This is a genomic window from Psychrosphaera sp., assembly GCF_982872775.1.
In genome coordinates this window covers 81,139-106,201 of sequence record NZ_CEYNSH010000002.1, presented here as the reverse complement: position 1 = coordinate 106,201, position 25,063 = coordinate 81,139, and the positions used below count along the sequence as shown (strand labels likewise).

Sequence of the window (25,063 nt, the reverse complement as noted above, 5' to 3'; positions counted from 1 at the left end):
TGGATTTTTTTATGAAGTTTTTAAGACACTTTTTTGAGGCATAAAAAAACCCAGCACAAGCTGGGTTTTTATTACGGAAGATGTGATGTAAAACCTTGAAAAGGTCACACACCCAATTCATCTATACGCTTATTAGCCTTTACGAATTTGCTGGATAATGCGTAACTGTGCGATAGCTTCTGATAGTTTAATAGCAGCTTGCGCGTAATCTAGGTCTGCACCTGGATTTGCTAGCGCTTCTTCAGCTTCTTTTTGAGCCGCTAAAGCTGCATTTTCATCTAAGTCATCTGCACGTACTGCGACATCCGCTAACACTGATACATGACCAGGTTGAACTTCTAAAATGCCGCCAGCAACGTAGAATACGTGTTCTTCACCGTGCTGTTTAACTACGCGTACCATGCCAGGTTTAATGGCAGTAAGTAAAGGCGCGTGACCTGGGTAAATACCCAAATCACCTTCACTACCTGACACCTGTAACGTTTCAACACGACCAGAGAATAACTTCTCTTCTGCGCTTACTACGTCAAGGTGGACAGTCATTGCAGCCATTTTACGCTCCTAATTAAGCTTTATTATTTTGACTTTTCTAAAGCTTCTTCAACCGAGCCAACCATGTAGAACGCTTGTTCTGGTAGGTGGTCGTATTCGCCGTTTAAGATACCTTTAAAGCCAGTAATTGTGTCTTTAAGAGATACATATTTACCAGGTGCACCAGTAAATACTTCTGCAACGAAGAATGGTTGAGATAAGAAACGCTCAATCTTACGAGCACGAGATACAGTTTGCTTATCTTCTTCAGAAAGCTCGTCCATACCTAGGATCGCAATGATGTCTTTTAACTCTTTGTAACGCTGTAGTACTGTTTGTACACCACGTGCAACGTCATAGTGCTCTTGACCGATAACTAATGGGTCAAGCTGACGTGAAGTAGAGTCTAGTGGATCGATCGCTGGGTAAATACCTTTTGATGCGATATCACGAGATAGTACAACTGTCGCGTCTAAGTGAGCGAACGTAGTAGCTGGTGATGGGTCAGTCAAGTCATCCGCAGGTACGTATACCGCTTGGATTGAAGTGATTGAACCAGTCTTAGTTGAAGTAATACGCTCCTGAAGTACACCCATCTCTTCAGCTAGTGTAGGCTGGTAACCTACCGCTGATGGCATACGACCTAGAAGTGCTGATACTTCTGTACCCGCTAGTGTGTAACGGTAGATGTTATCTACGAAGAAAAGTACGTCACGACCTTCGTCACGGAACTTCTCAGCCATAGTTAGACCCGTTAATGCTACGCGTAAACGGTTTCCTGGTGGCTCGTTCATCTGACCGTAAACTAGAGATACTTTATCTAGTACGTTTGATTCGTTCATTTCATGGTAGAAATCGTTACCCTCACGAGTACGCTCACCAACACCTGCGAATACTGAGTAACCGCTGTGCTCGATTGCGATGTTACGGATAAGTTCCATCATGTTTACGGTTTTACCAACACCGGCACCACCGAATAGACCAACTTTACCACCTTTAGCGAACGGACATACAAGGTCGATAACCTTGATACCAGTTTCTAGTAGTTCAGTTGCACTTGATTGTTCTTCGTAAGAAGGCGCTTCACGGTGAATCGTGTAACGTTCTTCTTCACCAATAGGACCCGCTTCATCGATTGGGTTACCTAATACGTCCATGATACGGCCTAGTGTAGCTGTACCAACTGGAACTTCGATACCTTTACCAGTACCTTCAACTTGCGCACCACGTGCTAAACCGTCAGTAGTACCTAGTGCGATTGCGCGTACTACGCCACCGCCTAACTGCTGCTGAACTTCTAACGTAAGACCAGCTAGGTCACCGTTAGTCACTTTGATAGCGTCATATACCGCAGGTACTGCATCTTGTGGAAACTCTACGTCCACAACCGCGCCAATGATCTGTACGACCTTACCTTGACTCATGACAATTCCTCTAAATTTGTTTTTAAACCTAAACCGCCGCAGAACCAGCACATATCTCAGAAATTTCCTGAGTGATGGCTGCCTGACGTGCCTTGTTGTATATCAATTGTAATTCGTCGATTAAACCACCTGCGTTATCAGTTGCGGCTTTCATCGCAACCATACGCGCAGCTTGTTCTGACGCAGCGTTTTCTACAACACCTTGATATACCTGAGATTCAATGTAACGAACCAATAAAGTTTCCATTAAAACTTCTGGGCTTGGCTCGTAAATGTAATCCCAACCATGGCTGCTCAGTTCTTCCTCTGCTTTTGGTAAAGGTAATAACTGATCGATCGTTGGCTCTTGTGTCATTGTGTTTACGAATTTGTTGTACACAACAAACAAGCGGTCGATTTTGCCTTCACTGTATGCGTCTAACATAACGCGTACAGAACCTACAACGTCTGATACAGACGGTGCATCACCTAAGCCTGATTTGGCTGCCAGTACTTGGCCTCCAAAACGGTTAAAGAAGCCGACTGCTTTACTACCGATGGCAGCAAAGTCTACTTCTACACCAGCTTCAACGTACTTTTGTACGTCTTTTGCAACAGCTTTGAACTCATTTGCGTTCAAGCCACCACAAAGGCCTCGGTCAGACGAAATCACCACATAGCCCACACGTTTAACCTCGCGCTCTTCCAAGTATGGATGGCGGTATTCAAGGTTACCCTGTGCTAAATGACCAATCACTTTACGCATTGTTTCCGCATATGGACGGCTTAACGCCATACGGTCTTGAGCTCTCTTCATTTTAGAGGCCGCAACCATTTCCATTGCGCTGGTGATCTTCTGAGTATTCTTAATACTCCCGATCTTACCTTTAATCTCTTTTGCGCCGGACATGTGATTTCTCCGATTAACTATTAACGAAGGCGAGCAACTCTAGACGAACTACTCACCTAACCAAATTACCAAGTTTGAGTTGCTTTGAATTTCTCAATGCCTTCTTTCAAACTAGCTTCAATTTCGCCGTTAAAGCCACCGGTAGCATTCACATTGCTCATCAAGTCAGCGTATTCGCTGTTCATGAAAGAAATTAACGCTGCTTCAAAGTCTAGAACTTTAGAAACTTCGATGTCTTTCAAGTAGCCTTTTTCAGCTGCGAACAATGAAACACCCATGTCAGCGATAGACATTGGCGCGTATTGCTTCTGCTTCATTAATTCAGTTACGCGCTCACCGTGTTCTAATTGTTCACGAGTTGCGTCATCAAGGTCTGATGCAAACTGAGAGAATGCCGCTAATTCACGGTATTGAGCAAGTGCTAGACGGATACCACCACCTAGTTTCTTGATAATCTTAGTCTGAGCTGCACCACCAACACGTGATACCGAGATACCAGCGTTTACAGCTGGACGGATACCTGCGTTGAACATATCTGACTCAAGGAAGATCTGACCGTCAGTAATCGAGATTACGTTTGTCGGTACGAACGCAGATACGTCACCTGCTTGAGTTTCAATGATTGGAAGTGCTGTTAAAGAACCAGTTTTACCAGTCACTTTACCTTCAGTGTACTTCTCTACGTATGCTTCGTTTACACGAGCAGCACGCTCTAGTAGACGTGAGTGAAGGTAGAATACGTCACCTGGGTATGCTTCACGACCAGGAGGACGTTTAAGAAGCAATGAAATTTGACGGTATGCAACAGCTTGCTTAGAAAGGTCATCATATACGATAAGTGAGTCTTGACCGTTGTCACGGAAGTATTCACCCATAGTACAACCTGAGAAAGGTGCTAAGTATTGTAGCGCCGCAGACTCAGATGCTGATGCAGCAACGATGATAGTGTTTTCTAATGCACCGTGCTCTTCTAACTTACGTACAACGTTCGCGATAGTTGACGCTTTTTGACCAATAGCAACGTACACACACTTAATGCCAGAATCTTTCTGGTTGATGATAGCGTCGATTGCTAGAGCTGTTTTACCTGTTTGACGGTCACCGATGATAAGCTCACGCTGACCACGACCAACTGGGATCATGGCATCAACAGACTTATAACCAGTTTGAACTGGCTCGTCTACTGATTGACGTTCGATTACACCTGGTGCAATTTTCTCAACTGGTTCGAAACCAGCTGCGTCGATTGGACCTTTACCATCGATTGGCTCACCTAGTGTGTTTACAACACGACCAAGTAGAGCGTCACCAACTGGAACCTCTAAAATACGGCCAGTTGATTTTACTTTTGTACCTTCTTGTAGGTCCGCATATGGACCCATAACTACTGCACCTACAGAGTCACGCTCTAGGTTAAGTGCGATAGCATAGCGACTGCCAGGAAGTTCGATCATTTCACCTTGCATACAATCTGCAAGGCCATGGATGCGAATGATACCGTCTGTTACAGAAACGATAGTACCTTCGTTACGAGCTTCGCTGACAACGTCGAACTGTTCAATTCTTTTCTTGATTAGTTCGGCGATTTCAGTTGAGTTAAGTTGCATGCTCAAATCCCCAATTACGATTGCAAAGTTGTTGATAGACGTTCTAGTTTTCCGCGTACAGTGGCATCAATAACAGTATCACCTGCCTTGATTAACGCTCCACCTACAACGGCGCTATCTACTTTGCAATTCAGCTTAATTTTGCGTGCTAGACGTTTTTCAAGCGAAGCAACTAAATTAGTTTGCTGCGCTTCGCTCATTTCAGTTGCGGCAGTTACTTCTACCTCAATCTCGTTTTCATACTGTGCTTTAAGTTCTGAGAACATTTCTGCAACAGCAGGAAGAGCGTTTAAACGTCCATTCTCAGCCAAGACCTTAATAAAGTTTTGGCCGTTTTCATTCAGTTGTTCACCACATACTTTGATAAAAATATCAGAGATAGTTTCTGGTGAATAAGAGCCAGACAACAAAGTGTGAATGTCTTCGTTCTTTGCAACTTCCGCTGCAAACGCCAACATATCAGCCCACTGTGTAATAGTCTGGCTTTCAACTGCGAAATCAAACGCAGCTTTAGCGTAAGGACGAGCGATAGTAGTCATATCAGACATGTGCTCTTTCCTTCTACTTAAAGTTCTGCAACAAGTTTGTCTAAGATCTCGCTGTGAGCTGACGAATCAATCTCACGTTCTAAGATCTTTTCAGCACCAGTCATAGCTAGTACTGCAACTTGTTTGCGCAAATCTTCTTTAACACGATTGCGCTCTGCTTCGATTTCAGCGTTGCCTTGAGCAATGATTTTCTCACGCTCTTCGTGGCCTTTTTGAGTTTCCTCGTCCACGATTAGCGCTGCACGCTTTTTAGCTTGCTCGATAATTTCAGCCGCCTGAACCTTAGCTTCTTTAAGCTGGTCTGACGCCTTAGATTGAGCAAGTTCTAGGTCTTTTTCTGCACGTTCAGTAGCAGCAAGACCATCAGCAATTTTATTTTGACGAGCTTCAATTGCGCCGTTTAGCGGAGGCCAAACGTATTTCATACAAAATAGTACGAAAACTGCAAATGCAATTAACTCACCAATAAGAGTGGCAGTTAAGTTCACGACCGCTCCTCCTTAAAATAGTTAGTTGTTCAAAAATTACGATTAAAGTACGAACAACAACACCATTGCGATACCTACACCGATCATCGCTACCGCATCGATAAGACCAGCAAGGATGAACATTTTAACTTGTAGTGAAGGTGCTAGTTCAGGTTGACGTGCACACGCCTCTAAGAATTTGCCACCCATGTTACCAAAGCCGATTGCAGTACCGATTGCGCCGAAGCCGATTAATAGTGCTACTGCGATGTATTTAAGGCCTATCATTAGTTCCATTTTTATCTCCAAAATGTAAAGTTTAAGTTTATAAAGTTAAGTTAAAAATTAGTGGTTATCAGAACTTGCCATACTTAGATAAACAATCGTTAGCATCATAAATACGAATGCTTGAAGAACGATTACTAAGATATGGAACACAGCCCAAATAAAGTGTAACGGTAGTTGCATAAGACCGACTGCACCGATCAAGATGAAGATCAGCTCACCTGCGTACAAGTTACCGAAAAGACGTAATGCCAACGAGAACGGCTTAGCAATTAATGCGATTGTTTCTAATAACAAGTTACATGGAATTAGGAACAACATGCCGATTTTGTTTTTCGTTGAGAAAGGGTGAAGAGTAAGTTCAGCGATGAACCCTTTAACACCTTTAATCTTGATTGAGTAACCAATCATCAAGAAGAACACGCCTAATGCTAATGCGGCCGTCATGTTGATGTCAGTTGTAGGTACAATCTTCATGTAAACGTCATGAGAATCCATGCCGAAGAAGGTTGAACCGATGAAACCTGCGAATGCTGGTAAAAAGTCAACTGGGATTAAGTCCATTAGGTTCATTAAGAAAACCCAAACGAAGATAGTCAATGCCAGCGGCGCAATAAGTGCGCTTCTACCATGGAACGTATCGCGTACGTTGTCGCCAACAAATTCAACAACCATCTCGATGAAACACTGGAATTTACCAGGTACACCCGTTGTCGCATTGTTAGCTGCTCTGCGGAAGATCCACAGGAATAAAATACCTAAGCCTATTGACCAGGCTAGGGTATCGATATGCCATGTCCAGAAACCACTATCGGCGCATGCTTTATTGAAGGCTAGACCGGCGTCGGTCGAACACATCTTCGCATTCGTCAAGTGGTGCTGAATATGACTCGATAGAGTTAACTCTTCAGCCATCGTTTATTTCCCAAAAGTTTAAAGTTATTAAAAGAAAAACGTTTGTAAAAACTGAGCGACTTTTAAAGTGAAAAAACCGACTAATAGCGCCGGTAGTACTACCGGAAAGGTTTTTAACACGATTATGAAAAGTAAGCCGGTCAGCATCATTTTCATGGTTTCACCTCTATACATAGACGCAGCAACCATTTTGATTTGCTGAGCGCCAGAGAAGCGAAACGCATATATTGTAAATACAAAAACAGGAAGTACATCTAGCATCGCACCTGTAAAAAACGACAGGCCATGCGGTACTTCCCAAATAATTCCTACTAAAATTGACAATAAAACCGCCAGCACAAACTTGAAACCAACAAACTTAAACGCTGCTTTTCTATGCTGTTTTGTTGGGTGCTGCACCAAAAGTCAATTTTCCTAAAAATATCGCTCTTAAAAGGAGCTTTTGTTACTGCCTATACTGTAAGGAGATGTTCATAAATTACACACACATCACAGCAAGGTAAAAATCAGGCGAAATTATACGTTTAAATCTCGCATTTGCAAGTATATGACAGGTTAATAGGGGGCTTCTTGAATAGAGTGTTAGGCGTTGGCTTTGTAATAAAACTTCAAAAAATTTTCTAATGTTCTATATGGCTGATTTAAATAGGATATTTATCATAAAAGTTAGTTATTTTATTACTGTTTTGAAAGCATGAGTGCCAAAAGTTCGTTACAGAAAGCAGAGTAATTTTTATTTCTTAATCCAATCCCAAGTTTAATAGCGGGCATAATTAGCAGAGGGATTGATTTAAAAACAAAAAAGCCACTTTTCAGTGGCCATTTTTAATATCAAATTAAATCTTTTTAATCGCTGAACGAATCAATCGTCACTGGGCGTTAAATGCGCGATAATTCCATCTAGCTCATCGAGGGAAGAATACGAAATCACCATTTTACCTTTACCCTTGCGATTGTAGCTAATGTCGACTTTGGCCCCCAAACGCTCAACTAACTGTTGTTCCAACAGTTTTACGTCAGGGTCTTTTTCTGCGACCTTTTTCTCAACTTGTTCTTGGGTCAAGCTATTCACTAACTTTTCTGTATCACGAACAGTGAGCTCTTTAGCCACAACCTTACGTGCAGCCATCACCTGTTCATCACCCGCTAATGCTAATAAAACTTTTGCATGACCAAACTCTAAGTCGCCATGCTCCATTAACGTTTTTACATCATCTTCAAGTTTGTTTAGGCGTAAGTAGTTTGTCACGGATGTACGCGACTTACCTACGGCATCGGCCACTTCTTGATGTGTTAATTCAAACTCGTCTTGTAGGCGTTGAAGCGCAATCGCCTCTTCCATTGCATTTAGATCTTCACGCTGAATATTTTCGATCAATGCAATGGCGACGGCCGCTTCATCCGGTACGTCTTTTATTAGACAGGGCACCATGTCTAATTGTGCAATTTGCGACGCACGCCAGCGTCTTTCACCCGCAATGATCTCGTATTTGTCTTCTCCAATTGGACGAACCACGATTGGCTGAATGATCCCTTGGTTTTTGATTGATGCAGCTAATTCGTCTAGCGCATCAGGCGACATATCTTTACGAGGCTGGTATTTACCAGGAGCCAATTGCTCTACCGGCAAATTTACTAAGTTTTTCTTTTCCGCAGTTTGGATTTCAGTTGATGTTTCAGCTGATTCATTTGGTTGCTGGTTAGCTTGCGTCGCTAACAATGCATCCAATCCTCTACCTAGACCACGTTTACGGGGAGACATAATTTTCCTTTACACTACTTAACGGTGCGCAGTTACGCTGCGTTATTATTTTTGTCAGAACGGCGAAGCATTTCTCCAGCAAGCGCAAGATACGCTTTGGCGCCTGAAGAAGACTTGTCATAATACATGACTGGCGAACCAAAGCTTGGCGCTTCAGCTAACCGAACATTTCGAGGAATGACCGTTCGATATACTTTATCGCCAAAATGATGTTTTAATTGCTCTGAAACATCATTGGCTAATCGGTTTCTCGGATCGTACATAGTACGGAGAATACCTTCAATTTTTAAATTAGGATTGACGATACTAGCGAGCTGACTAATTGTATCCATCAAAGCCGTTAAACCTTCAAGAGCGTAGTACTCACATTGCATTGGCACAATGACGGAGTCTGCTGCGGCCATTGCATTGACAGTCAACATATTAAGGCTTGGTGGGCAATCAATGAAAATAAAGTCATATTGATCCTGAACTTTAGCCAGAGCCGTTTTTAAACGGAGCTCTCGACCAAACATTTCCATCATTTTGACTTCCGCAGCAGTAACATCTCCGTTTGCCGCAACGACATGATAACCACCAGTCGTGTCTGTTTGGACAACTTGCTCGAATGGCGTATCTTCAACTAAAAGATCGTAGGCGCTAAATTCAACATCATATTTGTCGACACCCGATCCCATCGTTGCATTTCCTTGAGGATCAAGATCGATTAACAATACTTTGCGTTTGGTCGCCGCCATCGACGCGGCCAAATTAACCGCCGATGTTGTTTTACCAACACCACCTTTTTGATTGGCTATTGCTATTATTTTTGCCACGTTTCTGTTAATCCCTCTGAATCAATTATTGTGTCTTGCTTAACACAACCAAATGACGCTCACCTTCTAATTCAGGCACTGATAATTTAATTATTTCTTCAACTTTAACAAAATTCGGTAAACCTTCAATTTCTTCTTCATCAAGCTGACCTTTTAGAGCAAAAAAGCGACCATCTGGGGCAACTAGGTGATGAGACCAGTTAACCATATCTGAAATTGACGCAAATGCACGACTTAACACGCCCGCGTATTGACCATGATGATCTTCAACACGACTTTGAATCGGTGTCACGTTATTAATTTTTAATTCATGATTAACTTGGGTAATGAAGCGAATACGTTTTCCTAATGAATCCAACAAGCTGAATTCCAAATCTGGGTTTGAAATTGCTAGCGGCATCCCTGGTAGCCCTGGCCCAGTACCAACATCGATAAATTTGCCATTAGAACACGGTGTTTTTTGTAAGTATGGACTTACTACCAAGCTATCAACAATATGCTTTATTAACATTTGTTGAGGATCACGAACGGACGTTAAATTATAAGCCTTGTTCCATTTATCGAGTCTTTCGACATATCCAATCAGCAAATCAAGTTGAGATTCGCTCAAAGAGAGATCCGTTTGGTTAACTAGGTTTACAAGCTTATTTTTTAACATGGTGATTTTCTGTGACTAGATTCAAAAATAGAAGTATAGCGAGCAAAGCCCGCCATACCTAGTGAATAATGCGAAGATGTTATGCAGACTTACGAAGCGCGCCGTGTTTTTTTAAATAAACAAGGATCATTGAGATCGCAGCAGGTGTTATACCCGAAATTCGAGCAGCTTGGCCCACTGTTGTCGGACGCGCATCTTCAAGCTTGGCGACGACTTCGTTAGACAAACCACTAATAGAACCGTAATCAAACTCTTTAGGGATTTGAGTATTTTCGTGTTTTTGCTGTTTAGCAATCTCTTGTAGTTGGCGATCAATGTAACCTTGGTATTTGATTTGGATCTCAACTTGTTCAGCTGCTTGCTGATTCGGGTTGGCTGGTCCAACACCTTCAATGTTCATCAAGTCGTTATATCGAACTTCCGGGCGACGAACTAAATCTTCTAAACTCGCTTCACGAGTGATCGGCGCTTTGAGCAATTCGTTAACTTGATCAACTGAAGGGTGATCTTTGTGGATCCAGTTCGATTTTAAACGCTCTTTCTCAACGGCAATTTGTTCGATTTTTTCATTGAATACACGCCATCTTTCATCACAAACCAAACCTAACTCTCTGCCTTTCTCTGTAAGGCGTAAGTCAGCATTGTCCTCGCGTAACAATAAGCGATATTCAGCACGTGACGTAAACATACGGTATGGTTCTTTTGTACCTAGAGTCGCAAGATCATCAATCAATACGCCAATGTACGCTTGATCACGACTCGGTGACCAGGCCTCTTTGTCTTGAACTTGTAATGCCGCATTCATACCAGCAATCAAGCCTTGCGCACCAGCTTCTTCATAGCCAGTTGTTCCATTGATTTGACCAGCAAAGAACAGACCATCAATGAACTTAGTTTCCAGGGTTTGTTTTAGATCTCTTGGATCAAAATAATCATACTCAATCGCGTATCCAGGGCGCGTTATATGGGCGTTTTCAAAGCCAGCAATTGAATGTACAAGCTCAAGTTGTACATCAAATGGTAAGCTCGTAGAAATACCATTTGGATATACTTCATGAGTTGTTAAACCTTCTGGTTCAACAAAAATCTGGTGACGGTCTTTGTCAGCAAAACGAACCACTTTGTCTTCGATTGAAGGGCAATAGCGAGGACCAATGCCTTCAATTTCACCAGAATACATTGGGGAACGATCTAAACCACCTCGGATCACATCGTGTGTCTTTTCGTTGGTATAAGTGATGTAACAAGGAATCTGTTGTGGGTGACAACCATCTTTGCTTATGTATGAAAAGTGTGGAGTCGGAGTATCACCTGGTTGTGCTTGCATGACTGAAAAGTCTATCGTTCTTGCATCAATACGAGGTGGAGTACCTGTTTTAAGGCGATCTACACGAAATGGTAACTCACGTAATCGATCGGCCAACGCGATAGACGGAGGATCGCCTGCACGGCCTCCTGAGTGGTTTTCTAGCCCGATATGTATCTTGCCACCTAAAAATGTACCTACGGTCAATACGACTGCTTTGGCTTTGAATTTGAGGCCCATTTGAGTCACAACACCAACCACACGATCATTTTCTACGATCAGATCGTCACATGATTGCTGAAATATTTTTAAGTTAGGTTGATTTTCCAACATCGTGCGAATTGCTGCACGATATAACTGGCGGTCTGCCTGCGCTCTGGTAGCACGTACTGCAGGCCCTTTTGATGAATTAAGCGTTCTGAACTGTATGCCTCCAGCATCTGCTGCTAACGCCATTGCACCGCCTAGTGCATCGATCTCTTTTACGAGATGGCCCTTGCCAATTCCACCAATCGCTGGGTTACATGACATTTGGCCAAGTGTATCGACGTTATGAGTTAGTAAAAGGGTATTTTGGCCCATACGTGCAGACGCTAACGCAGCTTCGGTTCCTGCGTGTCCACCACCAACAACTATGACATCAAATTGTTCAGAAAAGATCATGATTACCTCGATACATCAAAAAAGGATCCTCAAAAAAGGGCGCGTATTCTATCTTGGTTTACGTAGGATTTAAACGGTTATTTTTTATTCATTCGGGTCTATCTACTCAAGGTGATCAGATCACTAATTAAATATAAGATCTATTTAAAGATCTTTTATTTTTATTACTATTAGCTTTTGAATTTCTGTTAGTAAGTTAATTTTTCTTAATGTTTTTAGGATCTTCTACGGATCATTACTTGTGATCTAGCTTGGATCTAAATCCGTTAACCTTGGGGATATATAGCGATCTTATCCACATTCAAAATCACGTCAAAACTTATGCTTTGGATATTATCAGTTAGATCAAACGATCTTAACGATCTTATTCACAGGGGCTGATACTTTGTAATACCTCTGTGTGAACATTGTGTATAACTAACTTATAAGATGTGATCTGGTGATATGATGGTCATATTGATTAGAGGATTGTGGATTGATCGGATCTAAAAGTTTTTTATTTAGATCCTGATCTTGATCGGTTTAATAAGTAATTTTTGGTAAAAGATCGCTAAATACGGTATTAAAACTTGTCTAACATTGTATTCAACTGAGGAATAATAAGGTCTTCAGGTAGCTCATCTGACATTGCATCAACGAGAATTGGGTTGCTTAATGGCTCAGATTTAGTGTTGATAAGCGCCTCACTTAGATCTTTTGCTGCCTTGCAATAAGTATCATAGCTCGAGTCTCCCAGACCTATTACTAGGTGTTTTATGTGGCTTAAGTCCGACGCATTGATGATCTTTTCATGTATCGATTTGAGGTTGTCTGGGATCTCTCCTGCACCATGAGTGGAGGTACAAATCACCCATGTTTGAGGTGTTTGAGTGTCTAATTGAGTGGCTCTGAGGTCATCGATTACTGTTGTTTCGTGGCCGTGTTGAGTCAAAAGCTCATTGATTTCATCAGCAACATACTCTGCAGTACCTGTTTCTGTGCCTATAAAAATAGTGATCATACTGTTTTGTTCCTTACTTACCGATACAAAATGAGCTGAAAATACGACCTAAAAGATCATCCGAACTAAATTCACCAGTGATTTCGTTTAGATGCTGTTGGGCGATTCTGAGTTCTTCAGCAAGCGTTTCTCCAGCAATGAATGAATGGAGCTGTTCCTTACCTTGTAGTAAGTGACTATATGCATTGTCTAAGGCATCTAGGTGGCGTCTACGAGCCATAAAAGCACCTTCGCTGTTGCCTTCAAAGCCCATCGCTGTTTTGAGATGTTGTCTTAACTCTTCAACACCTATTTTTTGTTGGGCTGAAATAGAGATGACAGGGAAGTCATTTGAGACTTGTGTTTGGCTTTCGGTTTCATTGATAAGATCAATTTTGTTGCGAACGATGGTCAGCGGCATAGAGTCCGGTAAACGCTCCATAAACTCTGGCCAAATTTCCATTGGATCTATAACGCTATCTGAGCCTTTGTGTTCCGTTGCATCGACCATTAACAAAACTTTATCGGCTTCTACGATCTCTTTCCAGGCGCGTTCGATACCTATTTGTTCAACCGTATCTGGACTCTCTCTAAGTCCAGCTGTGTCGATAATATGTAAAGGCATACCATCGATGTGAATGTGTTCTTTTAAAACGTCTCTAGTGGTTCCTGCTATATCTGTGACGATAGCAGAGTCCTTACCAGATAATGCATTTAACAAAGATGACTTTCCTGCATTAGGACGGCCCGCGATAACGACGCGCATACCTTCACGCATGATGGCGCCTTGTTGAGCCTGTTTCTTAACGGTTTCGAGTGAGTCAATGATGTGATCAAGATCGCCCGCTACTTTACCGTCGGATAAGAAGTCTATTTCTTCATCCGGAAAATCTATCGCGGCTTCGACATAGATTCTTAGTTGTATCATTAATTCGACTAACGCGTGAATTTTGTTGGAGAACTCACCTTGCAATGATTGCAGAGCGGATTTGGCCGCTTGTTCAGAGGTACTTTCTATTAAGTCGGCAATCGCTTCGGCTTGCGCCAAATCTATTTTATCGTTTAAGAATGCACGTTCACTAAATTCACCCGCACGCGCCATTCGAATCCCATCGATTTTAGTGATCTCTTTAAGAAGTAAATCAATAACAACTGGGCCACCATGACCTTGAAACTCAACAACATCTTCACCGGTAAATGAATTTGGGCCTTTAAAAAATAATACAATTCCTTGATCCAGAATTGAGCTATCTAAGCCTTTAAAAGTCAAATAATCGGCATATCGTGGTTTTGGACATTTACCTGCAATGGTCTCTGCGACTTGCTTAGATAGTGGGCCAGAAACTCGAATGATACCAACGCCACCTTTGCCAGGTGCAGTGGCTTGGGCAACAATAGTGTCGACGTTGTCGAAAGGGTTACTCATAGTAAATCTCTAAATTTTAGATAGAAAAAAGGCGACTCAAGGTCGCCTTTTATTGTACTTCATTTTATCGTGTTTTTGCTTAATTCATTAATTTAGCAATCCACTCAAATGGTCCGTTATTTTTTAGCTGCCGCTTTTTTATCAATGTTTTTGTAAATAACCAACATTTGAATCAATGAAATGATGTTTGATACCAACCAGTATAGAACCAGACCCGCTGGGAACCATAAGAAGAATACTGAGAAGATAACCGGCATCCATAACATCATTTTTTGCTGCATTGGATCTGCCGACGGCGTTGGTGATAACTTCTGCATTAACCACATCGACGCACCAAATAGAATAGGTAGGATAAAGTATGGGTCTTTTGCAGATAAGTCTGTAATCCATAGTCCAAACGGAGCGTGACGTAACTCAACACTTTCTAGGAATACCCAGTACAAAGCTAATAGGATTGGCATTTGTAGTAAAAGTGGTAAACAGCCGCCCATTGGGTTTACTTTTTCCTTGCGGTAAAGTTCCATGGTTGCTTGGCCCATTTTCTGACGGTCGTCGCCATAACGAGCTTTTAATTGTTCCATCTTAGGTGCAAGGGCACGCATCTTAGCCATTGATTCATATTGTTTCTTGGTCAACGGATACATCAACATTTTAACCACGATAGTGATCATGATGATGGCAATACCCCAGTTACCAACTACACCGTAGATTGCAGATAAGCCGCTAAATAAGATTTGGCTGATAAAGAATAGGAAACCGTAATCAACAGTCAGGTCTAAAGTGTGGTGAATCGAATCAAGTTCTTCTTGATTTTTCGGACCAGCAAATAATGTAGCAGAGATAGTCTCTGTGGTACCTGGTTGAACTACTACGGCTGGAGATTTCACGCCGATTATTGCAGAACTGCCATTGTTAACAGAGCGAGAGTAAATGTTGTTCTGAATGTCTTGAGAAGGCACCCATGCACTAACGAAATAGTGCTCGATCATAGCTATCCAACCACCTTTGGTGTTTTCGTTTAGCTTGTCTTCGCTCATGTCTTCAAAGTCGTGTTTTTCATAAGACGTATCTGCCGTTGAATAAACACTGCCGCGGTACGTTGGCATCATCATGCTGCTTTCAGCATCTGTGACTTCTTGCTTTAACTGGAAGAAAGGGACAACTTGTGCGGCTTTGTCCGAGGTGTTTTGTAATTCAAATTTCACTTCAGCTGAGTGTAGGCCACGCGTGAACGTGTAGATTTTTTTTACGATTAGGCCATTATCAGCTTGGAACGTAAGAGGAACAGATAATTTTTCACCTTCCAAAACCCACTCTTCTTGTTCAGCGCGATACAAAGGACGACCTTCAGCCGCTGCATCTGGACCTTGAGGTCCAACTAAACCTGACATTGCAACGTATGCAGGGTCCTGTTTTAGTAAGTGAAACTTTTCTTCAGATAGGTGAGTTTCGTCATACTTTAATAATGTAGCCGAAACTAAATCACCACCTTTAGGATCAATAAGAACCTCAAGTGTATCTGTAGTTACTTTAATTAAGTTGGTATTAGCTGGAGCTTGTGGCTCAACTAACGCAACAGAATCTGCTGCAGGCAAATCCGCTTGTGGGTTGGTATTTGCGTTTGGTAGGCCAGACTCACTTTGAGTAACGGTTTGAGTTACTTCTTGAGGCGCTGGCGTATTGTAATCGACCTGCCATTGTTGGAATAGCAAAAAGCTAACCAAGGCTAAACCAATAACTAAGAACGAACGTTGCGATTCCATAGCGCTTATTTCTCTTCTTTATCTTTGTTTGATGTTGAGGCAGGAACGGGATCGAACCCACCTTCGCTAAAAGGGTGGCATTTTAGAATACGTTTGACACTTAACCAAGAACCTTTTGCAGATCCATGTTGATCAATTGCTTGAATAGTATACTCGGAACAACTTGGGTGAAACCGGCATTTAGCTGGAAACCAAGGGCTTATCAATATTTGATAGCCACGAACTATTTTTTTAAGGACGACTCGCAACGGTGAGCGATTTTTTTCCATAACTTGTTTAGCTGCTTGTTGAGTTTTTCGTTATCTACATTACCAATGCCATCTCGGGCAAGTACCACTATATCAATATTTGGCAGGTTATGTTGATTTAAACGGAAACTTTCTCGAGTTATGCGTTTGATTCGGTTGCGACCAGGTGCCGTTTTTTCTTTTTTCTTAGCGACAATTAAACCCAAACGAGGATGTGTTAGGTCATTATATTTTGCTAATAAGGTGAAGTGATCTGAAACAGCTTTGACAGGCTTGTCAAAAATGCGGGAAAAATGCGAGGGAGTTACAAGACGTAACTCCCTTGGAAAAGTGAAGTTATCCACTTTATTATGCAGAAAGAGACTTACGTCCTTTTGCACGACGACGTGCTAGAACAGCACGACCGTTTTTAGTTGCCATACGAGCACGGAAACCGTGAGTACGCTTACGTTTTAGAACGCTAGGTTGAAATGTACGTTTCATATTAAATCCATCCGATCGGTTATTACTACTAATTATCCCGCAGGTCGCGACCCCTGCAGGGCCCCAAAAAAGGACGCCGAATGATATAGATTGATCCTAAAATAGTCAATTAAATTGATCTATTAATTTCAAATGAAAATACATATCCACAAACGAAGTTAAAATAAACAGCTTTATGTGGATAAATTTGAAGTTATTAAGGCATATATTTTATTGGGAGGTTAATGGATTAAACTTGTAAAGCCGTGGGTCGGAATTTTTGCAAACGGGCCAATTGGGGGGCGTGATATTTTTGCCGTGGGTGAGAGACGCAAATGTAAAAAACATCAGCTGACTTTACTTCTAAAGCCTTATAATTATTGATTCTAACCAAATGGCCTAACCGTCTCTAGGGAGTCTAAATGTTACCGATTAAAATACGAAACAACAGAATTGTAATCCGTTAAATTTTGGTTAAGTCACGCAACTTGAATTTTATTAAATTTATTCTATTTTTGGACGGCTGTGACGGTTGAGTTTGTGGATAATTATAAGGCATAATAGCTGGTGCATTATTGTGTGCTAATAATTATAACCGGACATCATAATAGGATATTAAGTGTATCAATCTCTTTGGCAGCATTGCCTACAGGTTTTGGAGCAAGAACTGTCTTCTCAGCAGTTTAATATGTGGATTCGACCACTCCAGCTTCATAGTTCAGATCAATTGATCACCCTTTATGCCCCAAACCGCTTTGTATTGGATTGGGTAAGAGATAAATATATGAACCGCATTAGTGAATTGTTGGTTCAGTTTAGTGATGGTAACCCTGCGCCGAGAGTTAACTTCGATGTTGGCTCTAAAATGAATACTCAGCCTCAAGTTATTAGTCACGCGGCTGAAACCAGCAATGTAACGCCAAGTGCTAATACAAGTCATTCTGCACCGTCATCCAACTTTTCTTCTCAGCCTAAACATGCTGCGCCGGTTAAACCAAAGGCTGTATTCAAGTCTAACATTAACGATTCGTATACTTTTGATAGTTTTGTTGAAGGTAACAGTAACCAACTAGCTCGAGCAGCTGCGATGCAAGTTGCTGACAATCCAGGTGGCGCTTATAACCCATTGTTTTTATACGGTGGTACCGGACTTGGTAAAACTCACTTATTGCACGCAGTTGGTAACGGGATCATTGAGAACAAGAAAGACGCAAAAGTTGTATACATGCACTCAGAGCGTTTTGTTCAAGACATGGTTAAGGCATTACAGAATAATGCCATTGAAGAATTTAAAAGATATTACCGAAGCTTAGATGCACTTTTAATTGATGATATTCAGTTTTTTGCGAAAAAAGATCGTTCACAAGAAGAGTTTTTTCATACCTTTAATGCGTTGCTAGAGGGTAATAAGCAGATCATTTTGACGTCGGATCGTTATCCTAAAGAAATAGATGGCGTAGAAGATCGATTAAAGAGTCGTTTTGGCTGGGGTCTAAATGTTCCTATCGAGCCGCCGGAGTTAGAAACTCGAGTCGCGATTTTGATGAAAAAAGCGCACCAAAGTAAGGTTAAGCTTCCAGAAGAAGTTGCCTTTTTTATCGCTAAACGTTTGCGTTCAAATGTACGTGAATTAGAAGGCGCGCTTAACCGCGTAATAGCCAACGCTAATTTCACAGGCCGACCAATTACTATCGATTTTGTAAAAGAAGCGTTAAGAGATCTGTTGGCACTTCAAGACAAATTGGTCACGATAGATAATATTCAGAAAACCGTTGCTGAATATTTTAAAATTAGAGTTGCTGATATTTTATCTAAACGTCGTAGTCGTTCAGTTGCGCGTCCACGACAGATTGCTATGTCATTAGCAAAAGAGCTCACCAATCATAGCTTACCAGAAATAGGTGATGCATTTGGTGGTCGCGACCATACGACGGTATTACACGCCTGTCGTAAAATAAAAGAATTAAAAGAAGAAAGTCACGAAATTAAAGAAGACGTGCAAAATCTAATGCGTATTTTGTCGTCATAGTGGGGAATGGATAAATGCATTTCATAATTAGTAAAGACGCGCTATTAAAACCATTAACTATGGTCTCTGGAGCGATAGAAAGAAAACATACGTTACCTATTTTATCGAATGTATTAATTGAGACTTCTTTAGATTCTGTACGCTTTACAGGTACAGATATGGAAGTTGAGTTGGTTGCGTCAACAACACCAGACAATGTCATTCAAGCGGGGGCGATTACCGTTCCGGCTAAAAAGTTATTTGATATTTGCCGTTCTCTACCAGGTGACTCTGAAATTGAGTTAAAAGTAGAAGGCCACGCGGCAATCGTTCGTGCAGGAAAGAGCCGCTTTAGTTTGTCTACATTGCCAGCAAGTGACTATCCAAACTTAGAAGAGTGGCAATCAGAAGAGAACATATCATTACAACGCCATACATTACGCGCGCTGATTGAGCGTATCTATTTCTCTATGGCAAACCAAGACGTGCGCTATTATCTCAACGGCATGTCATTTGAATTGGAGTCTGATGTTATAAGAACGGTGGCTACAGATGGCCATAGGCTCGCCTTAGCACAGCAACCAATCAGTCACGGTGTTCAGCAACAAAAGCAAGTTATTGTTCCTCGTAAGGCTGTTTTAGAAATATTAAGACTGGTAGAAGACAACGACGTTGAACTCGAGCTTCATTTAGGTAACAACCACATTCGTATCATTGATAAAGACTTTGTTTTTACAAGTAAGTTGGTTGATGGGCGTTTTCCGGATTATCGTCGAGTATTACCACAAGGCGGTGATAAGACAATCGTTGCTGATAAGAATATGTTAAAAGACGTATTCCAACGGGTTAGTATTTTATCTAATGAAAAGTTCAAAGGTGTCCGTCTTAATTTAAGTTCTGGTGAATTGCTGGTTTCTGCAAACAACCCAGAGCAAGAACAAGCCGAAGAAACTGCATTGGTCGATTACACCGGTGGTGATTTAGAGATTGGTTTTAACGTTTCTTATATTATTGATGTTCTAAATAACATTACGACAGACACAGTTAAAATTATGCTAGCTGATGCAAACAGCAGTGCGTTAATTGAAGGGTATGATGATGGCTCAAGCCTATACGTAGTTATGCCTATGAAGCTGTAGAGTTAACGGTTTATGTTAGTTAGGAAAGTCAACGTTGTTGGGTTTCGAAACATAAAATCTGCCAGCATAGAAACAGACCAATCGGTAAATGTGTTTTATGGACAAAACGGCAGTGGTAAAACAAGTTTATTAGAGGCTTTGTTTTATTTAAGTAGAGCAAAGTCTTTTAGAACAAATAAAAAGGGTACACTTCTTAACGTAGATGATAAGTACCTAGCGGTAGCCGTTAAGATTAATCAATCTGAAAAAGAGCATAGTCTTGGATTAGATCTAGATAAATCTGGTCAATCGCGATTAAAACTCGATGGTGATTTGTTAAAAAAGTTGTCAGAAGGAAGTCGTTTGTTTCCTGTGCAGCTCATTACCCCAGAGAGTTTTGATGTATTTTTTGGTAGTCCAAAAGCACGAAGAAGCTTTTTAGATTTTGGGTTGTTCCACGTGGAACAAAATTATCAAATCATTTGGACTCGTTATCAAAAAGCGCAAAAACAAATTAACGCGTTATTACGAAGCGGTCACGCAGCACCAAAAGAACTGATATTTTGGTATCGCGGGCTTATAGCGGCGTCGATTGAAGTTGAGAACTTTCGTTCGCGGTTTGTAGAAGAGGTGTTACAGCCACAATTAACAAACATAATCGAGCATTTAGGTGAAAGTAGTAGAACATCATTATTAGAAAGTTTGACATTAAACTATCGTACTAAGCAATTTGATGGCGACGTTCATAATGATCAAGATATCGAACGCCAGATTTTAAAAGACAAACGATACAAACAAGTTGGTTTTGGACCTAGCAAAGCTGATTTGCAATTTGTCCAAGGTGGCACAGACATGACGTCAATGTTATCTAGAGGACAAAGTAAAATGTTGTTTTATTTGTTAGAAGTAGCAATTGTCAAAATTGTTAAAAAATTAGCAAATAAGAATATGTTGTTACTCATTGATGATTTACCTTCAGAGGTAGATGAGGTAACGCGTGATACTATGCTGAAATTGCTTATGCAATCTCAGGCACAAATTTTCGTTACAGGGATAGAAAGTAAAATCGCAATGGAATTTAGAAAACACACAAATTCTGTGAATGTGTTCCACGTGGAACATGGAACAATTAATCCAGAGAATATGGAGCAGTTATGTCCGTAGAAAATGAATATGGTTCGTCGAGTATCAAAGTCTTAAAAGGCCTTGATGCAGTTCGTAAACGTCCAGGAATGTATATTGGTGATACTGATGACGGGTCAGGTCTACACCATATGGTCTTCGAAATCCTAGATAATTCAATCGACGAAGCGTTGGCTGGTCACTGTAGTGACATCGTAGTTAAGATCCATTTAGATGGTTCGGTATCTGTACGAGACAATGGACGAGGTATTCCTACTGAAATTCACCCAGAAGAAGGGGTTTCAGCAGCGGAAGTTATCATGACAGTACTACACGCCGGTGGTAAGTTTGGTGGTGATGACTCTGGTTATAAAGTTTCTGGTGGTCTTCATGGTGTAGGTGTTTCAGTTGTAAACGCACTGAGTGATAAACTAGTTTTAACTATTCGTCGTGATGGCAAATTACATGAACAGGAATACCATTTAGGTGAGCCAGTAGCGCCACTAGCCGTAGTAGGTGAAGCAACAGAAAGCGGTACTGAAGTTCGTTTCTGGCCAAGCGCTGAAATATTCTCTGACATTACGTTCCACTTTGATATTTTAGTTAAGCGTATTCGTGAACTTTCTTTCCTTAACTCTGGTGTTTCAATTCGAATTGAAGATGAAAGAGATGAAGAAAAGAAAGAACACTTCTTCTTCGAAGGTGGTATTAAAGCGTTCGTTGAATATCTAAATCAAAACAAATCGCCTGTTAATGAAGAAATCTTTTACTTCTCATTGGAGAAAGATGACGGCATTGTTGTTGAAGTTGCGATGCAGTGGAATGACTCTTATAAAGAGCACATCTTATGTTTCACTAACAATATCCCGCAGCGTGATGGCGGTACACATCTAAGTGGTTTTCGTGGTGCATTAACTCGTACGTTAAACAACTACATGTCTGCTGAAGGCCTAAATAAAGGTAAAGGTAAAAATGCCGTTGATGTTTCGGCCAGTGGTGATGATGCCCGAGAAGGTTTAACAGCAGTTATTTCTGTTAAAGTACCTGATCCTAAATTCTCATCTCAAACAAAAGACAAACTTGTTTCTTCAGAAGTAAAACCTGCGGTTGAACAAGCAATGGGTGAGAAGCTAAACGACTATCTAATGGAAAACCCATCGATTGCTAAGAACATCATTATGAAGATCGTTGACGCTGCTAGGGCGCGTGAAGCCGCTCGTAAAGCACGTGAAATGACTCGTCGTAAAGGTGCATTAGATATTGCCGGACTTCCAGGTAAGTTAGCGGATTGTCAGGAAAAAGATCCAGCACTTTCAGAACTATACATAGTGGAGGGTGACTCAGCTGGCGGTTCCGCTAAGCAGGGTCGAAATCGTAAGAACCAAGCCATCTTGCCTCTGAAAGGTAAAATCTTAAACGTTGAGAAAGCACGTTTTGATAAAATGATTTCTTCTGCTGAAGTTGGCACACTAATCACTGCTTTAGGTTGTGGTATTGGTCGTGACGAATACGACCCAGAAAAATTGAGATATCACAACATCATCATCATGACCGATGCCGACGTCGATGGTTCACACATCCGTACATTATTATTAACTTTCTTCTATAGACAAATGCCTGAGCTTATTGAACGTGGTTATATCTACATCGCTCAGCCACCACTATATAAAGTTAAGAAAGGCAAACAAGAACGTTATATCAAAGATGACGAAACGTTAGTTGAGTACTTAACTACATTGGCATTAGACGGTGCGACGCTACACGTTAACACTGATGCGCCTTCAATTAATGGTGGCGAACTTGAGAAATTAATCGCTCAATATCACAAAGCTGACTCGGCAATTACTCGCCTGAAGAAGAAGATAAATACCGAAATTTTACGTAACTTAATGTTCTTTAAACCACTTGAGTCGTCACTATTGTCAGACCAAAATGGTATTACAGAATGGTTAGAGTCATTTGTAAAACAGCTTAATGAAAAAGAAACAGAAAGCGTAATTTACACACCGATTATTAATCACGATGATGAGCGTAATCTTTGGATTCCAGTTATTCGTGTTCGCCAACACGGTGTAGATAGAGACTTTACGTTAAACAAAGATTTTATCGATTCAAAAGAGTTTAAAGATATTAGCTCTGTAGGCGACATTAACTTAAATCTTCTTGAAGATACGGCTTATGTAAGTCGTGGTGAAAAACGCTTCCCGGTGGACGATTTCGGAAAAGCCGTAGAATGGCTAATGAAAGAATCTAAGCGTGGCTTATACATACAGCGATACAAAGGTCTTGGTGAAATGAACCCAGATCAACTTTGGGAAACGACAATGGACCCAGAGTCACGTCGTATGCTGCAAGTAACGATTGAAGATGCAATAGGTTGTGATCAGTTGTTCACAACACTAATGGGTGATCATGTTGAGCCGCGTCGTGCGTTCATCGACCAAAACGCACTTAAAGTTGCAAACCTTGACGTATAACTTGTTTTAGTTATAAAAGGATAAGGAAGCCTAGTCGTTTTTTAACTACTAGGCTTTGTTTGTTTAAGACACGTTTATTAAACGAATTTAAAATATTAATTGGTAACCAATCGCCATGAGTAAAAAAAACATTCAAACCTTTCAGGGTTTAATCTTAGCCTTACAGGAATACTGGGCTAAACAGGGCTGTGTCATCATTCAACCATTAGATATGGCTGTTGGTGCAGGTACATTCCACCCAATGACGTTTTTACGTTCATTAGGTCCAGAGCCAATGAGTTCGGCATACGTACAGCCTTGTCGTCGTCCTACTGACGGTCGTTATGGTGAAAACCCAAACCGTCTTCAACATTATTACCAGTTCCAGGTTATGTTGAAGCCATCACCAGACAATATTCAAGAGTTATACCTTGGTTCATTAGAAGAATTAGGTATCGATACTTTAGTCCATGATATCCGCTTCGTAGAAGACAATTGGGAATCACCAACACTAGGTGCTTGGGGTCTAGGTTGGGAAGTATGGTTAAACGGCATGGAAGTAACTCAGTTCACTTACTTCCAACAAGTAGGTGGCTTAGAGTGTAAACCAGTTACCGGTGAAATTACTTATGGTTTAGAGCGTTTAGCAATGTACCTTCAAGGCGTAGATAGTATCTACGACTTAGTTTGGACTGATGGCCCAATGGGTAAGGTTACTTATGGTGACGTTTTTCATCAAAACGAAGTTGAACAATCTAAGTACAACTTTGAACACGCTGCCGTCGACGTGTTATTCAAAGAGTTTGATGATGCAGAGAAAGCAAGTGAACTGCTAATTGCGGAAGGACTACCTTTACCTGCATACGAACAAGTGATGAAAGCTTCTCATGCATTTAACATGTTAGATGCGCGTCACGCAATTTCGGTAACAGAACGCCAGCGCTATATTTTACGTGTTCGAGCGTTATCAAAAGCAGTAGCACAAGCTTATTACGATGCTCGTGAAGAGCTTGGTTTTCCACTGTGTAAATCAGCCGATTCATCAAAGTAGGACGTGAAGATGAGAAATAATTTTGTTGTTGAATTGGGTACAGAAGAGTTACCTCCAAAAGCACTAAAGAAATTAGCGCTTAGTTTTAAAGAAGGCTTTGAAGCTCAATTAAAAGCGGCGTCTTTGTCATTTGAATCAATTGAATGGTTTGCTGCGCCTCGTCGTCTAGCGTTGAAGGTAAACGAACTAGAGTTTCAACAAGCGGACAAGGTTGTCGAAAAGCGCGGCCCTGCAATTGCAGCCGCGTTCGACGCAGAAGGGCAACCGACTAAAGCGGCAATGGGCTGGGCTCGAGGTTGTGGTATTGACGTTGCTGATGCAGACAGACTTAAAACAGAAAAAGGCGAATGGCTATTACACAAAGCCAACGTCCCAGGAAAGTCACTTGATGAGTTGTTGTCTGGCTTTTTAGCCGCGACATTAAAACAACTACCAATTCCTAAGCCGATGCGTTGGGGTTCGTCAGACGTTGAGTTTATCCGTCCGGTACATACGTTAATCGCTTTATACGGCGATAAGGTCGTCGATGCTGAAGTCTTAGGCCTTAAATCATCTAATCA

General features: G+C 41.3%; 25 protein-coding genes. 6 read left to right on the top strand and 19 right to left on the bottom strand.

The genetic code is table 11. The features are described 5' to 3' along the window. Window positions 1-132 precede the first annotated feature (132 nt). The 19 genes from AC4E96_RS01220 to rpmH form a co-directional block, all read right to left on the bottom strand. Window positions 133-552 carry a F0F1 ATP synthase subunit epsilon gene (locus AC4E96_RS01220; protein WP_488033012.1) on the bottom strand — a complete coding sequence of 140 codons (420 nt, stop codon included), beginning with the start codon at window positions 550-552 and terminating at the stop codon, window positions 133-135. 23 nt (window positions 553-575) lie between these two features. Continuing rightward, window positions 576-1,955, bottom strand: coding sequence for a F0F1 ATP synthase subunit beta (gene atpD, locus AC4E96_RS01215; protein WP_488033013.1), 1,380 nt, complete (start codon window positions 1,953-1,955; stop codon window positions 576-578). Window positions 1,956-1,983: 28 nt separating this feature from the next. Further along, window positions 1,984-2,844 carry a F0F1 ATP synthase subunit gamma gene (gene atpG / locus AC4E96_RS01210; RefSeq protein ID WP_488033014.1) on the bottom strand — a complete coding sequence of 287 codons (861 nt, stop codon included), beginning with the start codon at window positions 2,842-2,844 and terminating at the stop codon, window positions 1,984-1,986. 65 nt (window positions 2,845-2,909) lie between these two features. Then, the gene (atpA, locus tag AC4E96_RS01205; protein WP_488033015.1) at window positions 2,910-4,451 is read right to left on the bottom strand and encodes a F0F1 ATP synthase subunit alpha; all 1,542 of its coding nucleotides are present in this window, start codon (window positions 4,449-4,451) and stop codon (window positions 2,910-2,912) included. A gap of 14 nt (window positions 4,452-4,465) precedes the next feature. Further along, window positions 4,466-4,999, bottom strand: coding sequence for a F0F1 ATP synthase subunit delta (atpH, locus tag AC4E96_RS01200; protein ID WP_490254655.1), 534 nt, complete (start codon window positions 4,997-4,999; stop codon window positions 4,466-4,468). 17 nt (window positions 5,000-5,016) lie between these two features. Beyond that, the gene (gene atpF / locus AC4E96_RS01195; protein WP_488033017.1) at window positions 5,017-5,487 is read right to left on the bottom strand and encodes a F0F1 ATP synthase subunit B; all 471 of its coding nucleotides are present in this window, start codon (window positions 5,485-5,487) and stop codon (window positions 5,017-5,019) included. A gap of 42 nt (window positions 5,488-5,529) precedes the next feature. After that, entirely contained in the window at window positions 5,530-5,763 is a 234-nt protein-coding gene (atpE, locus tag AC4E96_RS01190; RefSeq protein ID WP_010561330.1) for a F0F1 ATP synthase subunit C, read from the bottom strand. Window positions 5,764-5,811: 48 nt separating this feature from the next. Further along, window positions 5,812-6,666: a F0F1 ATP synthase subunit A gene (gene atpB, locus AC4E96_RS01185; RefSeq protein ID WP_488033018.1), complete on the bottom strand. Its 855-nt coding sequence runs from the start codon at window positions 6,664-6,666 to the stop codon at window positions 5,812-5,814. A 27-nt stretch (window positions 6,667-6,693) separates the two neighbouring features. Then, window positions 6,694-7,065: an ATP synthase subunit I gene (locus tag AC4E96_RS01180; RefSeq protein WP_488033019.1), complete on the bottom strand. Its 372-nt coding sequence runs from the start codon at window positions 7,063-7,065 to the stop codon at window positions 6,694-6,696. 463 nt (window positions 7,066-7,528) lie between these two features. Next, window positions 7,529-8,428, bottom strand: a complete 900-nt coding sequence (locus AC4E96_RS01175) for a ParB/RepB/Spo0J family partition protein (protein WP_488033020.1) — start codon at window positions 8,426-8,428, stop codon at window positions 7,529-7,531. A gap of 32 nt (window positions 8,429-8,460) precedes the next feature. After that, window positions 8,461-9,243, bottom strand: coding sequence for a ParA family protein (locus tag AC4E96_RS01170; protein WP_488033021.1), 783 nt, complete (start codon window positions 9,241-9,243; stop codon window positions 8,461-8,463). A 25-nt stretch (window positions 9,244-9,268) separates the two neighbouring features. After that, entirely contained in the window at window positions 9,269-9,901 is a 633-nt protein-coding gene (gene rsmG / locus AC4E96_RS01165; protein WP_488033022.1) for a 16S rRNA (guanine(527)-N(7))-methyltransferase RsmG, read from the bottom strand. A 79-nt stretch (window positions 9,902-9,980) separates the two neighbouring features. Next, window positions 9,981-11,870 carry a tRNA uridine-5-carboxymethylaminomethyl(34) synthesis enzyme MnmG gene (gene mnmG, locus AC4E96_RS01160; protein ID WP_488033023.1) on the bottom strand — a complete coding sequence of 630 codons (1,890 nt, stop codon included), beginning with the start codon at window positions 11,868-11,870 and terminating at the stop codon, window positions 9,981-9,983. Window positions 11,871-12,432: 562 nt separating this feature from the next. Then, window positions 12,433-12,870, bottom strand: a complete 438-nt coding sequence (locus tag AC4E96_RS01155; RefSeq protein ID WP_490254654.1) for a flavodoxin domain-containing protein — start codon at window positions 12,868-12,870, stop codon at window positions 12,433-12,435. Between the two features lie 13 nt (window positions 12,871-12,883). Further along, complete coding sequence (gene mnmE, locus AC4E96_RS01150) at window positions 12,884-14,275, bottom strand: tRNA uridine-5-carboxymethylaminomethyl(34) synthesis GTPase MnmE (RefSeq protein WP_490254653.1); 1,392 nt, start codon at window positions 14,273-14,275, stop codon at window positions 12,884-12,886. Window positions 14,276-14,391: 116 nt separating this feature from the next. Beyond that, window positions 14,392-16,038, bottom strand: a complete 1,647-nt coding sequence (yidC, locus tag AC4E96_RS01145; protein WP_490254652.1) for a membrane protein insertase YidC — start codon at window positions 16,036-16,038, stop codon at window positions 14,392-14,394. Between the two features lie 5 nt (window positions 16,039-16,043). Next, window positions 16,044-16,307, bottom strand: coding sequence for a membrane protein insertion efficiency factor YidD (gene yidD / locus AC4E96_RS01140; protein ID WP_488033027.1), 264 nt, complete (start codon window positions 16,305-16,307; stop codon window positions 16,044-16,046). After that, the gene (gene rnpA / locus AC4E96_RS01135) at window positions 16,262-16,630 is read right to left on the bottom strand and encodes a ribonuclease P protein component (protein ID WP_488033055.1); all 369 of its coding nucleotides are present in this window, start codon (window positions 16,628-16,630) and stop codon (window positions 16,262-16,264) included. Before rnpA ends, yidD begins: the two co-directional genes overlap by 46 nt. Window positions 16,631-16,634: 4 nt before the next feature. Beyond that, the gene (rpmH, locus tag AC4E96_RS01130) at window positions 16,635-16,769 is read right to left on the bottom strand and encodes a 50S ribosomal protein L34 (RefSeq protein WP_208830699.1); all 135 of its coding nucleotides are present in this window, start codon (window positions 16,767-16,769) and stop codon (window positions 16,635-16,637) included. Window positions 16,770-17,367: 598 nt separating this feature from the next. Here rpmH and dnaA point away from each other — a divergent pair. The 6 genes from dnaA to AC4E96_RS01100 all read left to right on the top strand — a co-directional run. Continuing rightward, window positions 17,368-18,777, top strand: a complete 1,410-nt coding sequence (dnaA, locus tag AC4E96_RS01125; RefSeq protein WP_490254651.1) for a chromosomal replication initiator protein DnaA — start codon at window positions 17,368-17,370, stop codon at window positions 18,775-18,777. 14 nt (window positions 18,778-18,791) lie between these two features. Then, complete coding sequence (dnaN, locus tag AC4E96_RS01120; RefSeq protein ID WP_488033029.1) at window positions 18,792-19,895, top strand: DNA polymerase III subunit beta; 1,104 nt, start codon at window positions 18,792-18,794, stop codon at window positions 19,893-19,895. A 12-nt stretch (window positions 19,896-19,907) separates the two neighbouring features. After that, window positions 19,908-21,038 carry a DNA replication/repair protein RecF gene (gene recF, locus AC4E96_RS01115; protein WP_488033030.1) on the top strand — a complete coding sequence of 377 codons (1,131 nt, stop codon included), beginning with the start codon at window positions 19,908-19,910 and terminating at the stop codon, window positions 21,036-21,038. After that, entirely contained in the window at window positions 21,029-23,473 is a 2,445-nt protein-coding gene (gene gyrB, locus AC4E96_RS01110; protein WP_488033031.1) for a DNA topoisomerase (ATP-hydrolyzing) subunit B, read from the top strand. The genes recF and gyrB overlap by 10 nt, the downstream gene beginning before the upstream one ends. Window positions 23,474-23,588: 115 nt before the next feature. Further along, the gene (gene glyQ / locus AC4E96_RS01105; protein ID WP_488033032.1) at window positions 23,589-24,503 is read left to right on the top strand and encodes a glycine--tRNA ligase subunit alpha; all 915 of its coding nucleotides are present in this window, start codon (window positions 23,589-23,591) and stop codon (window positions 24,501-24,503) included. A 9-nt stretch (window positions 24,504-24,512) separates the two neighbouring features. Further along, window positions 24,513-25,063: glycine--tRNA ligase subunit beta (locus AC4E96_RS01100; RefSeq protein WP_490254650.1), on the top strand; the 551-nt coding region annotated here is incomplete at its 3' end.